Below are 1,102 nucleotides of genomic sequence, written 5' to 3' on the forward strand. Positions count from 1 at the left end.
TTCGAATCCGAAGTGTACGTGCTGTCCAAAGAAGAAGGTGGTCGTCACACCCCGTTCTTCAAGGGCTACCGTCCGCAGTTCTACTTCCGTACTACCGACGTGACCGGTACCATCGAACTGCCGGAAGGCGTAGAGATGGTAATGCCGGGCGACAACATCAAGATGGTTGTTACCCTGATTGCCCCGATCGCGATGGACGACGGCCTGCGTTTCGCCATCCGTGAAGGTGGCCGTACCGTAGGTGCTGGTGTTGTAGCTAAAGTTATCGCTTAATCGATACTTTATATGCACACATGAAAGGGGTGGCTTCGGCCACCCCTTTTACTTTTTGGGCTTTAAATGGCCTGTGAGATACTTTTGCGAAATCATCTATAGAGGTAGCTGCTGTGAGTAAACCCGCCATTTTTCTGGATCGCGATGGTGTCATCAACAAGGACACGGGTTATGTCAGCCAGGTTGATGACTTCCATTTTCTGCCCGGGGCGATTGAGGCCATGCAATTGCTGAAGAAAAAGGGCTATTTGCTGGTCGTGGTGACCAACCAATCCGGCATCGCCCGTGGTTACTTCACTGAAGATGACTTCATGAACCTGACCGAGTGGATGGATTGGTCCCTGGCCGATCGTGATGTGGATCTCGATGGTATCTACTTCTGCCCCCATCACCCGGACCACGGTGCCCCCTGTGATTGCCGCAAACCCGAACCGGGTATGCTGTTGCTTGCGCAGCGGGAGCTTGGTATCGACATGAGTCGCTCTTATATGGTGGGCGACAAGCCTTCGGACCTGAAAGCCGCCATCAATGCCAAGGTTGGCCACAAGATCATGGTCAGAACGGGCAAGCCGATTACGGATGCGGGAATCGAGCTGGCCGATGCCATCTACGACAACCTGCATGATTTTGCCGTGGTGGCGCCTGTCGCAGGCTGATTTCGCTGGATTAAGATGCTTTTTGGTGGCTTTGTGAGCGGTTGAACGATGAAAGCCATCTTTTTGCAATTATCCTCTTGCCATCCCGGCGCGGCTCCCTATAATGCGCCTCCATCGACACGGCAAGCGGCAACGTAAACAGCCAAGTCGATAACCTCGAAAAGCCTTTGAAA

General features: G+C 53.1%; 2 protein-coding genes. Both read left to right on the forward strand.

The annotated features are described in order from the left end of the window. A partial coding sequence (locus BN1136_RS18905) for an EF-Tu C-terminal domain-related protein (protein ID WP_043808753.1) occupies positions 1–273 on the forward strand: 273 nt, incomplete at its 5' end. 113 nt (positions 274–386) lie between these two features. Beyond that, the gene (gene gmhB / locus BN1136_RS18910) at positions 387–929 is read left to right on the forward strand and encodes a D-glycero-beta-D-manno-heptose 1,7-bisphosphate 7-phosphatase (RefSeq protein WP_043762519.1); all 543 of its coding nucleotides are present in this window, start codon (positions 387–389) and stop codon (positions 927–929) included. Positions 930–1,102 lie beyond the last annotated feature (173 nt).

It is taken from the genome of Aeromonas taiwanensis (assembly GCF_000820165.1).
Lineage (GTDB): Bacteria > Pseudomonadota > Gammaproteobacteria > Enterobacterales > Aeromonadaceae > Aeromonas > Aeromonas taiwanensis.